General features: G+C 58.3%; 11 protein-coding genes. All 11 read left to right on the top strand.

The genetic code is table 11. The features are described from left to right. The first annotated feature begins 33 nt into the window (after nt 1–33). The 11 genes from tolR (at nt 34) to serA (ending at nt 14028) form a co-directional block, all read left to right on the top strand. Nucleotides 34–492, top strand: a complete 459-nt coding sequence (tolR, locus tag G6L97_RS17725) for a protein TolR (RefSeq protein ID WP_003511389.1) — start codon at nt 34–36, stop codon at nt 490–492. Nucleotides 493–500: 8 nt separating this feature from the next. Next, entirely contained in the window at nt 501–1670 is a 1170-nt protein-coding gene (locus G6L97_RS17720) for a hypothetical protein (RefSeq protein ID WP_013761817.1), read from the top strand. Nucleotides 1671–1690: 20 nt separating this feature from the next. Then, the gene (gene tolB / locus G6L97_RS17715; protein WP_003511387.1) at nt 1691–2998 is read left to right on the top strand and encodes a Tol-Pal system beta propeller repeat protein TolB; all 1308 of its coding nucleotides are present in this window, start codon (nt 1691–1693) and stop codon (nt 2996–2998) included. Between the two features lie 210 nt (nt 2999–3208). After that, entirely contained in the window at nt 3209–3742 is a 534-nt protein-coding gene (gene pal / locus G6L97_RS17710; RefSeq protein WP_003511386.1) for a peptidoglycan-associated lipoprotein Pal, read from the top strand. 158 nt (nt 3743–3900) lie between these two features. Further along, nucleotides 3901–4893 carry a tol-pal system protein YbgF gene (gene ybgF, locus G6L97_RS17705; protein WP_003511385.1) on the top strand — a complete coding sequence of 331 codons (993 nt, stop codon included), beginning with the start codon at nt 3901–3903 and terminating at the stop codon, nt 4891–4893. A gap of 30 nt (nt 4894–4923) precedes the next feature. Next, nucleotides 4924–6261 (top strand): tRNA lysidine(34) synthetase TilS, encoded by a 1338-nt coding sequence (gene tilS / locus G6L97_RS17700; protein ID WP_174003485.1) that lies wholly within the window; start codon nt 4924–4926, stop codon nt 6259–6261. 154 nt (nt 6262–6415) lie between these two features. Then, complete coding sequence (ftsH, locus tag G6L97_RS17695; protein ID WP_013761814.1) at nt 6416–8380, top strand: ATP-dependent zinc metalloprotease FtsH; 1965 nt, start codon at nt 6416–6418, stop codon at nt 8378–8380. A 188-nt stretch (nt 8381–8568) separates the two neighbouring features. Further along, complete coding sequence (glmM, locus tag G6L97_RS17690) at nt 8569–9921, top strand: phosphoglucosamine mutase (protein WP_003511381.1); 1353 nt, start codon at nt 8569–8571, stop codon at nt 9919–9921. Between the two features lie 188 nt (nt 9922–10109). Continuing rightward, on the top strand, nt 10110–10955 hold the full coding sequence (locus G6L97_RS17685; RefSeq protein ID WP_003511380.1) for an outer membrane protein: 846 nt from the start codon (nt 10110–10112) through the stop codon (nt 10953–10955). A gap of 215 nt (nt 10956–11170) precedes the next feature. Then, nucleotides 11171–12349: a phosphoserine transaminase gene (locus G6L97_RS17680; protein ID WP_003511379.1), complete on the top strand. Its 1179-nt coding sequence runs from the start codon at nt 11171–11173 to the stop codon at nt 12347–12349. Between the two features lie 83 nt (nt 12350–12432). Further along, complete coding sequence (serA, locus tag G6L97_RS17675) at nt 12433–14028, top strand: phosphoglycerate dehydrogenase (RefSeq protein ID WP_003511378.1); 1596 nt, start codon at nt 12433–12435, stop codon at nt 14026–14028. Nucleotides 14029–14209 lie beyond the last annotated feature (181 nt).

Here is a 14209-nt window from a genome sequence, read left to right as displayed (position 1 = left end):
TAATTTGCCGCAAGGCAAAATGGAGTAGATGTTATGGGTATGTCAGCAGGTGGCAGCAGCGGCGGTTCCGGTGGACGCCGTGGGCGCGGCGGACGTCGCAGGGGCGGCGCGATCAGCGAAATCAACGTGACGCCACTGGTTGACGTCATGCTTGTGCTTCTCATCATTTTCATGGTGGCCGCACCGATGATGACGGTCGGCGTTCCGATCGACCTGCCGCAGACATCTGCCAACGCGCTGAATTCGGATACGCAGCCGATCACGATTTCCGTCAATGCCAATGGCCAGATCCATTTGCAGGAAACGGAAATCCAGGCGGCCGAGGTGGCCGACAAGCTGCAGGCAATCGCCACGACAGGTTATAACGAACGCATCTTCGTGCGCGCGGATTCCGTTGCCGCCTACGGCGTCGTCGCCGACGTGATGGCGCGTATCCAGGCAGCGGGCTTCAAGAATATCGGCCTTGTGACCCAGCAGAAACAGGATAATTGACGTCAGCGATGAAGGGCAGCCTTACCACATCCGCGATCGTGCACGCATCGCTTCTGGCTTTCGCCCTCGTTTCCCTGGGCTCGCCGGAGCCTCTTGACGTGTCGCAGGCTGAGGCACTGCCTGTGGAGCTTGTGCCAATCGAGGAATTGAGCCAGATCCAGCAAGGCGACAAGAACGCGCCGAAGGCGGAAAAGTCGGCCCCGGTTCCGACTACACGTCCGGATATCGTTCCGAACGCTCAGAATGTCGGCAACAACGTGGCCGATATAGAAGCGCCGCCGACGCCTACTACAAAGCCGAACGACAATATCAGTGCGGCCGCTCCGCCAAAGCAGGAAAAGCCGCAGCCGGTTGTCGACACCAAGGCGAATGAGGTGAAGGAAATCGTCAAGGAAGAGACCTCGGCTCCGAAGCCGCAGGAAATGGCCGCCTTGCCGCAGACCAAGCCCGAGATCGCGCCGCAACCGAAGACGGAGCCGCCGCCGCAGGAAACGAAAGCGGAAGAGCCGCCCCCGGTGCAACAGGAACCGGCCGAAATTCCCGTGCCGCCGAATGTGCCGCGCCCGAATTCCCGCCCGGAGCCGCCGAAGCCGGAAGTGCCGAAACAGGCTGAGACCAAACCTGCCGAGCAGAAGCCCGCTGAGAAGCCTGCAGAGACCAAGCCCGATCAGGCAAAGTCCACGGACAAGCCTTCCGACAAGAAGCCGGGTGAGAAAAAGCAGGAAACGGCGAAATCCGCTTCGTCGAAGGAAAGCGATTTTAACGCTGACGATGTTGCCGCGCTTTTGAACAAGCAGGCGCCCTCCGGTGGTGGTGCAAAGCGCTCCACCCAGCAGGCATCGCTTGGCGGCAAAAAGACCACGGGCGGTTCGACGCTCAGCCAGACGGAAATGGATGCGCTGCGTGGCGCAATCCAGAAAAACTGGCAGATCATTCCCGGCATGGCGGATGCCTCGGACGTTCGCGTTCGGGTCACCATGAAGCTTGACCGTGATGGATCCATCATCGGCCGACCCGAGATCGAAGCAACGGGTGGTTCCGAGGGAACGCGTCGCGCCCTTTCCGGTGGTGCCTATCGCGCCATCATGCGTTCTGCTCCGTTCACGAACCTTCCTGCCGACAAATATGATGCATGGAACGAAGTCGTAGTGAATTTCGATCCCAGTGAATTGCTATGAATGCTGAAAGGCCTGGCAACATGAAGATATTTTCGCCGATCCGGCTGGTGCTCGCTGTCGCGGCCCTTATGTCGGTTTTCTCCGCACCGGCTTTTGCGCGGGTGGAAATCAACATCAACAAGGGTAACGTCGAACCCTTGCCCATCGCCATCACCGACTTCATCTCGGGTGACGGCATCGGCGCGCAGGTATCGGCCGTAATTGCTGCCGATCTGCAGCGTTCCGGCCTGTTTGCGCCAGTCAACAAGAGTGCCTTCATCGAAAAAATCGCCAACCCGGATCAGCAGCCGCGTTTTGAGGACTGGAAGGTTATCAACGCGCAGGCACTCGTAACGGGTCGCGTGACGCGTGAAAGCGATGGCCGTCTGCGTGCGGAGTTCCGCCTTTGGGATACTTTCGCAGGCCAGCAGATGACCGGGCAGCAGTTCTTCACGCAGCCGGAAAACTGGCGCCGTGTCGCCCACATCATCGCGGACGCCATTTATGAGCGCGTCACCGGTGAAAAGGGTTACTTCGATACCCGCGTCGTTTTCGTCTCCGAAAGCGGCCCGAAGACAGCCCGCAAGCGTCAGCTGTCGATCATGGACCAGGACGGCTTCAACGTCCGTAACCTCACCAATTCGAACGACATCGTTCTGACGCCGCGTTTTTCGCCGAACCGTCAGGAAGTCACCTACATGTCGTTTGAAGGCCAGCAGCCGCGCGTTTACCTGCTGCAGCTGGAAACCGGACAGCGCGAAGTGGTCGGTAATTTCCCCGGCATGACATTCTCGCCGCGCTTCTCGCCGGATGGCCAGAAGGTCATCATGAGCCTTCAGCAGGATGGTAACGCCAATATCTACACCATGGACCTGCGCTCACGAACCACGACGCGCCTGACGAACACGTCCGCGATCGATACTGCACCGTCATTCTCCCCGGATGGGCAACGTGTTGCCTTTGAAAGCGACCGTGGCGGCCGTCAGCAAATTTACGTAATGAATGCCGATGGTTCAGGACAGCAGCGTATTTCGTTCGGCGACGGGTCGTATTCCACGCCGGTCTGGTCGCCACGTGGCGATCTGATCGCCTTCACCAAACAATCGGGCGGAAAGTTCTCGATTGGCGTGATGAAAACCGACGGTTCGGGTGAGCGCATTCTGACCAGCGGCTTTCATAATGAAGGCCCAACATGGGCGCCGAACGGCCGTGTGCTGATGTTCTTCCGCCAGAACGCTGGTGCTGGCGGTCCGCAGCTCTATTCGATCGACTTGACCGGCTACAACGAACAGCTGATCAAGACTCCCACCTTCGCTTCGGACCCGGCCTGGTCGCCGCTTCTGGACTGATATTGACTGCCATGACGGCGCCGGCCCAACCGGCGCCGTCATGTTTTTACATATGCCGTACGGGAAACTGCCTCTTTCTTGCCGCAAAGTGTTGTGAGGGAGCAAAAAAGTGGGACGTTTCCTTTCTGTTAACCATAAGCGTTTGTCGGCTATTAACCTCGATCCGTTAGTGTCTGGCAACGTTATTGCAATCCCAAGGAGAGACCGGCGATGAGCCGTACACACACTTCGGCACTCAGCCCGATGCAGAAACTGGCCCGTAATCCGGCTGTTATCGCCATGACGCTCGCTCTTGCTCTCGCAGGCTGCGCGAACAAGAAGAACATGCCGAACAGCGCCGGTGAGCTTGGTCTCGGCGGTGCGGGCTCTGCGACGCCCGGCTCCCAGCAGGACTTCACGGTTAATGTTGGCGACCGCATCTTCTTTGATACGGACTCGACGTCCATCCGTGCAGACGCGCAGCAGACGCTGCAGCGCCAGGCACAGTGGCTTGCCCGTTACCCGAAATATGCCATCACCGTCGAAGGCCATGCCGACGAGCGCGGTACGCGTGAATACAACCTGGCGCTCGGCGCCCGTCGTGCCGCTGCAACCCGTGACTTCCTGGCGTCCCAGGGCGTTCCGGCAAGCCGCATGAAGACGATCTCCTACGGCAAGGAAAAGCCGGTCGCCGTTTGCGATGACATTTCCTGCTGGTCGCAGAACCGCCGCGCTGTGACGGTTCTCGGTGGCGCAGGCATGTAATCGCCTGACGCTTTTGTGATCTCGAATGGAAGGCGGTCTATGGGCCGCCTTTCGTTTTTTTCATAGTTTGGCCGAAGTTAAGTTGCTTTTTCGGTTGATATGGAAAAAATCCGGCTTGCGCCATTCCGGTGCAAATCAGTTAAGGCAGGGCAAATGAGATGAAGAAACTTGTCGTGGCGGGAATGCTGGGGCTTGCAGCCTGCACCGGCTTGAGCGGCACAGCCGTTTCGGGTCCGCTGTTCGGTGCGGGGGGTAGCTTCGGCACGATCAACTCTCAGCAGGTCCCAATTGTGCGGGTTCAGGCCAATGAAGCCTATAAGGTTCAGCAGCTTGAAGAACAGATCCGGCAGCTCAACGGCCGTATCGAAGAAATGAGCTTCCAGCTTTTGCAGATGCAGGAAACGATCCGCAAGGCGCAGGAAGACAATGAATTCCGCTTCCAGGAACTGGAAGGCGGCAAAGGCGCGAGTACCACCGCGCCGAAAAAGAAGGCGGAGGCCACTCCGGCCGCTCCGCCGAGCGACGACGTTGCAACGATCATCGAAACGCCACCTCAGGGTGGCGCTTCCGTTTCGCCGTCCTCTTCCGCGAACGCGCCGACGAGTGCACCGGGAGAGACGACGCTTGGCTCCATCGAGCTTGATTCCAAGGGCATGCCGATCGGTGGCTCATTGAACCAGGGTGCCAACAATTCTTCCGGTAGTCTTCCGGGCGTTACCACCGGCAACGGTTCGCGCAAGACCGATCCGGTCAACACCGCAGCACTCACCAGCGAGGGCGATATCTATCAGGCTGCTTACGGTCATGTTCTTTCCGGCGATTACAAGCTTGCGGAGCAGGGGTTCCAGCAATATCTCCAGGGTTACCCGAAAGGCACCAAGGCCGCCGATGCCAGCTTCTGGCTGGGCGAGGCACAATATTCGCAGGGCAAGTTCAACGAGGCCGCAAAAACTTTCCTGAACGGCCATCAGACCTATGGCAAGTCTCCGAAAGCACCGGAAATGCTGATGAAGCTCGGCATGTCGCTTGCAGCTCTGGACAACACCGAGACCGCCTGCGCCACGCTGCGCGAAGTGCCGAAGCGTTATCCCAGTGCTTCAAAGACTGTGCTGAACAAGGTTGCCAGCGAACAGAAGCGGCTGAGCTGCTGATCTTGCTCCTGCCATGGCGGCGGTCTTTCCATGCCGGTTGATGTCCGCATTTTGAACGAAAAGACGGTTGCGCCGCTCGCTGCGGCTAGGTCCTTCGTCGAAAATCTTCGCAAACCCGTCCATATTCTCATCGCAATCTCCGGCGGTAGCGATTCCACCGGTCTGTTGCTGGCAATGCATGAGGCGAGGGCGGAGGCAGACCCCGACCGGGTGCGGCTTTCCGCCGTCACGGTTGACCATGCCCTAAGGGCGGAATCCGCTGATGAGGCTCACAAGGTCTCCCTGCTCTGCGCGGAACTCGGTATCCCGCATACCGTGCGCCGATGGGATGATCCCAAACCCGCTTCCGGCATTTCCGAAGCCTCTCGTCTTGCCCGATATAGTCTGATCGCCGACGTTGCGAGCGACATTGGCGCTGATCTCGTCGTGACGGGGCATACTCTTGGCGACCAGCGGGAAACCGTGGCGATGCGTGCCGCCAGAAGCGGGAGCAGCGAAAATCTCGGCCTCGCCGGCATGGCGGATGCTGTATTATACAGTGGACGCCACTGGATCATGCGGCCGTTTCTGACCTGTGAAAGACAGGAGATCCGCGATTTCGTATCATCTCGCTCGCGTGGCTGGTTTGACGACCCGAGTAATGACAACGCGCGCTACGAGCGGGTTCGTGTACGGCAGTCGCTTTCCGACTCTCCGCCGCCGTTTGATGCGCAGGCCGCCGTTAAACGACAGGCATATTCCGAGAAAACCGCCTTTTTTCTCCAACAAAACGTAGAAGTCTTTCACGCCACGCTCGCCAGATTGTCGGTTGAAGGCCTGATGTCCGATCTTCCCGAATTTCGGCACGGGCTAGCGGTGCTCATCGCTAATCTCGGTGGAAGGGCCTATTTCCCGGCGGCCAGCAGCATGGATCGGGTGTTGCAGTTTCTCAAAACCGGCGAGAACGGGCGGATAACGGTTGGCCGCGTTCTTCTCGATCGCCGAAAGGACGGGCTTTATCTTTTCCGCGAGCACCGGAATATGCCGGAACTGCAAGTCGAGGCTGGTGGGCAGGGCCTCTGGGACGATCGTTTCCTTGTGAAAAACACATCGGCTTTTCCGGTCAATATTGCGGCGGGCAGGACGGGTGGCATTGCGGATGCGGCAGCGCTTTTTCCAGCGGTGCCGCCAGGGATTGCAAAACAGGCGATGGCGATCCTGCCGCAAATTGCCGCGTTGGTTCCCGGTCGAGCCTCTCCGGAAGGTGCCATCAGTATCGTGCCGAGGCTTGCCCCCTTCGATCTTTTTCTGCCGCGCTTCGACCTTGAGTTGGCGAATGCCATCGCGGTTTCATTCGGCCGTGCGGCCTATCCACAGCCGCCGGTTTAAATCCGGCCTCTTTTTCGTGAATTGCCTTGGAATAGTTTTTACACCAAAACGCATCAGATAACGCCCTTTGCCTTGGCAACGGCAGATGTCGTCCTTATGTTAGGGTCGAGTAATAGCGGGCAGCAAACATGTCCGTGTGAGTTCGGGGAGTTCGATGAACCCAAATTTCAGAAATTTCGCCTTGTGGGCCGTGATTGCCCTCTTGCTGATCGCTTTGTTCAGCATGTTCCAGACTTCGCCGACGCAAACGGGTTCGCGGGAAATTCCGTATTCCCAGTTTCTCCGCGATGTGGATTCCGGGCGAGTTCGCGACGTGACCGTCACCGGTAACCGGGTTCTCGGAACCTATACCGAGAACGGCACGGCCTTTCAGACCTATTCCCCAGTAATCGACGACAGCTTGATGGAGCGCTTGCAGAGCAAGAACGTCACCATCGTCGCGCGTCCCGAGAGCGACGGTTCTTCCGGTTTTTTGAGCTATCTCGGCACGCTTTTGCCGATGTTCCTCATCCTCGGCGTCTGGCTGTTCTTCATGCGGCAGATGCAGGGCGGTTCGCGCGGCGCGATGGGCTTTGGCAAGTCAAAGGCCAAGCTTTTGACGGAAGCGCACGGCCGCGTGACGTTTGACGACGTCGCAGGTGTGGACGAAGCCAAGCAAGACCTTGAGGAAATCGTGGAATTCCTGCGCGATCCGCAGAAGTTCCAGCGACTCGGCGGCAAGATCCCGCGCGGCGTGCTGCTGGTCGGCCCTCCAGGTACTGGTAAGACGCTACTGGCGCGCTCCGTCGCGGGTGAAGCTAATGTGCCGTTCTTCACCATTTCCGGTTCTGACTTCGTGGAAATGTTCGTCGGCGTCGGCGCAAGCCGTGTGCGTGACATGTTCGAGCAGGCCAAGAAGAATGCGCCGTGCATCATCTTCATCGACGAAATCGACGCTGTCGGTCGACATCGCGGCGCCGGTCTCGGCGGTGGCAATGACGAACGCGAACAGACGCTCAACCAGCTGCTGGTCGAGATGGACGGCTTCGAGGCGAATGAAGGTATCATCCTCATCGCCGCCACCAACCGTCCGGACGTTCTCGATCCCGCACTTCTGCGTCCCGGCCGCTTCGACCGTCAGGTCGTCGTGCCGAACCCGGATATCGTCGGCCGTGAGCGCATTCTCAAGGTTCACGTTCGCAACGTGCCGCTGGCTCCGAATGTCGATCTCAAGGTTCTGGCCCGTGGCACCCCCGGTTTCTCGGGCGCTGACTTGATGAACCTCGTCAACGAAGCCGCCCTGATGGCTGCTCGCCGTAACAAGCGCGTGGTTACCATGCAGGAGTTCGAGGACGCCAAGGACAAGATCATGATGGGTGCGGAACGCCGCTCCTCCGCCATGACCGAAGCGGAAAAGAAACTGACCGCTTACCACGAGGCGGGGCATGCGATTACCGCGCTGAAGGTTGCTTTGGCTGATCCGCTGCACAAGGCGACAATTATTCCGCGTGGCCGTGCACTCGGCATGGTCATGCAGTTGCCTGAAGGTGACCGCTACTCCATGAGTTACAAATGGATGGTGTCGCGTCTGGTGATCATGATGGGTGGCCGCGTTGCCGAGGAGTTGACCTTCGGCAAGGAAAACATCACCTCCGGCGCATCTTCGGATATCGAGCAGGCCACCAAGCTTGCCCGCGCCATGGTAACGCAATGGGGCTTCTCCGACGCTCTCGGCCAGGTCGCCTATGGTGAAAACCAGCAGGAGGTCTTCCTTGGCCATTCCGTCTCGCAGTCCAAGAATGTCTCCGAGGCAACGGCTCAGACGATCGACACCGAAGTCCGCCGTCTGATCGACGAGGCCTATACAGAGGCACGTCGTATCCTGACGGACAATCACGACGGGTTCGTTGCTATTGCCGAGGGTCTTCTGGAATACGAAACCCTCACGGGCGACGAGATCAAGGCTTTGCTGAGGGGCGAGAAGCCGGCACGCGATCTGGGTGACGATTCTCCTGGCAGCCGTGGCTCGGCTGTTCCGAAAGCAGGCACCAAGAAGGACGGCCCAAGCGAAGTCAAGGGTGACGGCGAAGCCAAGGGCGACGGCGAGGCTGAAGGCGGCATGGAGCCACAGCCGCACTGATTGCCTGGCCAAGACGACTATTGAAAAAGGTCATCCGGTTTTCCGGGTGGCCTTTTCAGTTTGGTAACAAGATATAAGCCATTTTTGCGGTAATTTACGTGCTGTTTATCGTGGTTTGTGGCATTTAGCCAAAAACGCTTCCGGTAGTTTTATGCTATGCCGGAATGCCCGAAAGATTTGGAGTTCAAATGGCACGCCGTTATTTCGGAACCGATGGTATCCGCGGACAATCGAACGTCTTCCCCATGACGCCGGATCTGGCGATGCGTGTGGGCATTGCGGTCGGAACGATCTTCCGCCGGGGCCATCATCGCCATCGTGTCGTGATCGGCAAGGATACCCGGCTTTCGGGCTACATGCTGGAAAACGCGCTGGTCGCAGGTTTCACCGCGGCCGGCCTTGATGTCTTCCTGCTCGGGCCCATTCCAACCCCCGCTGTTGCCATGCTGACCCGCTCGCTGCGGGCCGATATCGGCGTAATGATCTCGGCGTCGCACAACCCATTTTCCGATAATGGAATCAAGCTTTTCGGACCCGACGGATACAAGCTTTCCGACGAGCTTGAGCTGGAAATCGAAGATCTTCTCGACAAGGATCTCTATGCCCAGCTCGCCAAGCCGAGCGAGATCGGACGCGCCAAGCGCGTGGATGGCGATATCTACCGCTATATCGAATTCGTCAAACGTACCCTGCCGCGTGATGTGACGCTGAGCGGGCTCAGGATTGCCATCGACTGTGCCAATGGCGCTGCCTACAAGGTGGCTCCCGCAGCGCTCTGGGAACTGGGCGCCGAAGTCGTTACCATCGGCAACGAGCCGAACGGCATCAATATCAATCTCGAATGCGGCTCCACCCACCCGGAAGCCCTGCAGAAAAAGGTGCATGAGGTGCGGGCCGATATCGGCATCGCGCTCGATGGCGATGCGGACCGTGTCATCATCGTCGACGAACGCGGCGAGATCGTCGATGGCGACCAGCTCATGGCGGTGATTGCCGACAGCTGGGCTTCCGACAATACCCTGCGTGGTGGCGGCATCGTCGCAACCGTGATGTCCAATCTCGGTCTTGAGCGTTTCCTTGGCGACAAGGGTCTCACCCTTGCCCGCACCAAGGTGGGCGACCGTTATGTTGTCGAACATATGCGCAACCACAATTTCAACGTCGGCGGTGAGCAGTCCGGCCACATCGTCTTGTCGGATTACGGCACGACTGGCGATGGGCTGGTGGCAGCTTTGCAGGTTCTCGCCAAGGTCAAACGTTCGGGCCTCACCGTCAGCGAGGTTTGCCGCAAGTTCGAGCCGGTGCCGCAGCTTTTGAAGAACGTCCGTATTTCCGGCGGCAAGCCACTGGAAAATCCGATCGTGCAGCAGGCGATCGCGGATGCGGAAAGCGCATTGGCCAATAATGGCCGCCTCGTCATCCGCCCTTCCGGTACGGAGCCTTTGATCCGCGTCATGGCGGAGGGCGACGATAGTGCGAAGGTGGAGCAGATCGTCAACGATCTCGTCGGGGTCATCACCAATGCCCGCTCGGCTGCATAAATTGCGCCACCAAATGTGAAAAGAAAAAGCCGGCTTTCGAGTCGGCTTTTTCTTTGAGTATTGCCTAATAAATATAGTGAATGATCGTGGTTAATCGGGACTTAACCATTTTACGCCAATCTCCGTGACTGAACAGTTCACTGGCATTTGCTGCCGCAACGGCAGGTGCCTCTTCTGGAGTGGAAGTCATGAAAAACGCTTTGGCCGGCATTCTGGCCGTTCTGATGACCGGCACGAGCGCCTTCGCTGCCGATCTTTATCAAGCTGAACCTGCACCTGCCTATGTAGAGGCACCCGAAGTGCAGATCACGCAGGCAAGTGGTTGGTATCTGCGCGGCGACGTCGGTTATTCCTTCAACAAGCTTCGCGGCGCCAACTATTATCAGGGTGGACCGGGTGGTTATCTCGCCGATTTCGATACGGCTAATGTCAAGGATAGCTACATCGTCGGCGCCGGTGTCGGTTATCAGTTCAACAACTATTTCCGCAGTGACGTAACCTTCGATTACATGGGTAAATCGGATTTCCGCGGGTCTACCATCGGCGGCTGTGGTTCCGTGCCCGGTCCCTGCGTTTCAGCGGATCTCAGCTCGCTTAGAGCATACACGCTGATGGCAAACGCCTATGTCGACCTTGGTACCTATGGCCGCATCACGCCTTATGTTGGCGGCGGTATCGGCGGCTCCTACGTCAAATGGGATAAGCTGCGCAATACTTCGTGCAGCACCAATGGCCTTGGCTGCGACCCGACCACCGAACACGGCGGCAGAGGCAAGTGGCGCTTCGCCTATGCCCTGATGGCCGGTGCGTCGATCGATGTTACCTGTAATCTGAAGGCAGATGTCGGTTACCGCTTCCGCCAGATCAACAAGGGCGACATGTTCGATTTTGCGAATGGTGGCGGTCCTGGCCGCGACAAGGGTCTGTATTCGCATGAGGTTCGCGTCGGTGGCCGTTATGTCTTTAACGGCTGCGATACCGCGCAATACATGCCGCCTGCCGATATTCCGCTGCAGCCTGCCGTTTATAAATAAACGTCACGCCCGACTGTTAGCTTCAGCCGTTCGCATCCTCCTCCGGTGCGGGCGGTTTTTGTTTTCAGCGGTATCCAGTTCGTCGCATGACGCATATGGACTAAAATTCTCATGCGTAGCGACATATTCCGCTTGACGGAGGCCGGTGAGAGGAATAGCAACGGCGTCAGGACACCTCTCCCTAACGAGAGGCGCCTATCTGAAAGGGTAGTCAAATGACAGATATAGTGAAGCCGGACCTCCGTCCGGGCAATACGCATTTTTCTTCTGGTCCCTGCTCGAAGCGTCCCGGTTGGTCGCTAGATGCTCTCTCCGATGCACCGCTCGGTCGCTCGCATCGCGCCAAGGTTGGCAAAGCCAAGCTGAAGCAGGCCATCGATCTCACCCGTGAAATTCTCAATGTTCCCGCCGATTATCGCATCGGTATCGTTCCCGCGTCTGACACCGGCGCCGTTGAAATGGCCCTTTGGTCGCTGCTTGGTGAACGCGGCGTCGATATGCTTGCCTGGGAAAGCTTCGGTGCCGGCTGGGTTACCGATGTCGTCAAGCAGCTGAAGCTGAAGGACGTACGCAAGTTGGAGGCCGATTACGGCCTGCTGCCGAACCTGGCGGAAGTCGATTTCGACCGCGATGTGGTTTTCACCTGGAACGGCACCACCTCCGGTGTCCGCGTTCCCAATGCCGATTTCATTCCTGCTGACCGCAAGGGTCTGACGATCTGCGATGCCACCTCGGCGGCCTTCGCGCAGGATATGGACTTTGCAAAGCTCGACGTCGTAACCTTCTCCTGGCAGAAGGTTCTGGGCGGCGAGGGTGGCCACGGCGTCATCATCCTTTCGCCGCGCGCTGTCGAGCGTCTGCTGAGCTACGCGCCGGCATGGCCGCTGCCGAAAATCTTCCGCATGGTCTCCGGCGGCAAGCTCATCGAAGGCATCTTCACTGGCGAAACCATCAACACCCCGTCCATGCTCTGCGTTGAGGATTATATCGACGCGCTGCTGTGGGCGAAGAACCTTGGTGGCCTGAAGGCGCTGATTGGCCGTGCTGATGCCAATGCCAAGGTCATCTACGACTTTATCGAGAAGAACGACTGGATCGCCAACCTGGCCGTCAAGCCGGAAACCCGCTCCAACACCTCCGTCTGCCTGAAGATCGTCGATCCCGACGTACAGGCGCTGGATGCTGCTGCGCAGGCGGATTTCGCCAAGGGCATCGTTGCCCTGCTTGAAAAGGAAAATGTCGCCCTCGATATCGGCGCTTACCGTGACGCACCGTCCGGTCTGCGCATCTGGGCCGGCGCAACCATCGAGACGGCCGATATGGAAGCCGTCATGCCCTGGCTCGCCTGGGCCTACCAGACGCAGAAGGCAACACTTTCCAAGGCTGCCGCCTGATTTTGATACCGGCCCTGCGTTGATGCAGGGCCGCCGATTTCCCGCTTTTAAAACTGCACCGTTTTTCAAGGAGCCCCTGAACCATGGCACCTCGCGTACTCGTATCCGACGAACTGTCGGAAACCGCCGTCCAGATTTTCCGTGATCGTGGCGTCGAAGTCGATTTCCAGCCGAAACTCGGCAAGGACAAGGACAAGCTGGCTGAAATCATCGGCAATTACGATGGTCTTGCCATTCGTTCCGCCACGAAGGCGACCGAAAAGCTGATCGAAGCGGCGACCAATCTCAAGGTCATCGGCCGCGCCGGCATCGGCGTCGATAACGTCGATATCCCGGCCGCTTCGCGCCGCGGTATCATCGTCATGAACACGCCGTTCGGCAACTCTATCACCACTGCCGAACATGCGATTGCGCTGATGTTCGCCGTCGCGCGTCAGCTTCCGGCTGCCGATAGCTCCACGCAGGCGGGTAAGTGGGAAAAGTCGAAATTCATGGGTGTCGAAATCACCGGCAAGACGCTCGGTGTCATCGGTGCCGGCAACATCGGCTCCATCGTCTGCTCGCGCGCACTTGGCCTGAAGATGCACGTTCTGGCCTACGATCCCTTCCTGTCGCCGGAGCGCGCGCAGGAAATGGGCGTGACGAAGGTTGAGCTGGATGAGCTGTTGGCGCAGGCCGATTTCATCACCCTGCATGTGCCGATGACCGACAAGACACGCGGCATCCTCAATGCCGAAAACCTTGCCAAGACCAAGAAGGGCGTACGCATCGTCAATTGCGCCCGTGGCGGTCTGGTGGATGAGGCGGCTCTTGCCGACGCCATCAAGTCCGGCCATGTCGCCGGTGCAGGCTTTGACGTTTTCGAAGTCGAGCCCGCCACCGAGAGCCCGCTTTTTGGTCTTCCCAATGTCGTCTGCACGCCGCATCTCGGTGCTTCGACCACGGAAGCACAGGAAAACGTTGCACTTCAGGTTGCCGAGCAGATGTCGGATTATCTGGTCAAGGGTGCCGTCTCCAACGCCATCAACATGCCATCGATCACGGCGGAAGAAGCACCGCGCCTGAAGCCTTTCATCCGTCTGGCGGATGTTCTCGGCTCCTTCGTCGGTCAGGTGCAGGAAAGCGCCACCAAGGAAATCGAAATCCTTTATGATGGCGCAACCGCCAACATGAACACCAAGGCGCTGACCAGCGCGTTGCTGGCGGGCCTTATCCGCAGCCAGGTTGCGGATGTGAACATGGTTTCCGCGCCTGTTATGATCAAGGAAAAGGGTGTTATCCTGTCCGAGGTCAAGCGTGACAAGACCGGCGTTTACGACGGTTACATCAAGTTGACGGTCAAGACTGAAAACCAGGTTCGCTCGGTTGCTGGTACGGTGTTCTCGGATGGCAAGCCGCGCTTCATCCAGATCAAGAACATCAACATGGATGCGGATGTTGGATCGCACATGATCTACATCACCAACACCGACGTTCCCGGCATGATCGGCTTCATGGGCACCACGCTTGGTGAGGCTGGCGTCAACATTGCCAACTTCCAGCTCGGTCGTGAAAAGGAAGGCGGCGACGCCATCGCGCTTCTTTATGTCGATGGTCCGGTTTCCGAAGACGTGCTGGACAAGCTGCGCGCCAACCCGGCAATCCGCCAGGTCAGGCCGCTGACATTCAACATCGACTGATACCTATCGTTCCTCCCAAGGGGACAATAAGGGCCGGTGCAGGGGAAACCCTGTGCCGGTTTTTTTGTTTCTGAACCGCCGGTTTCACCGAAATGTGTGCGTGTTTCTCTCTCTGGTTGCATATCACGAAAAATTTAAGGCGGGCATACTAAAAATGATGATCATGAGTTGCTATATCGCG

It is taken from the genome of Agrobacterium tumefaciens (assembly GCF_013318015.2).
Taxonomy (GTDB): Bacteria; Pseudomonadota; Alphaproteobacteria; order Rhizobiales; family Rhizobiaceae; genus Agrobacterium; species Agrobacterium tumefaciens.
This window is presented reverse-complemented; position numbering and strand designations above follow the sequence as displayed.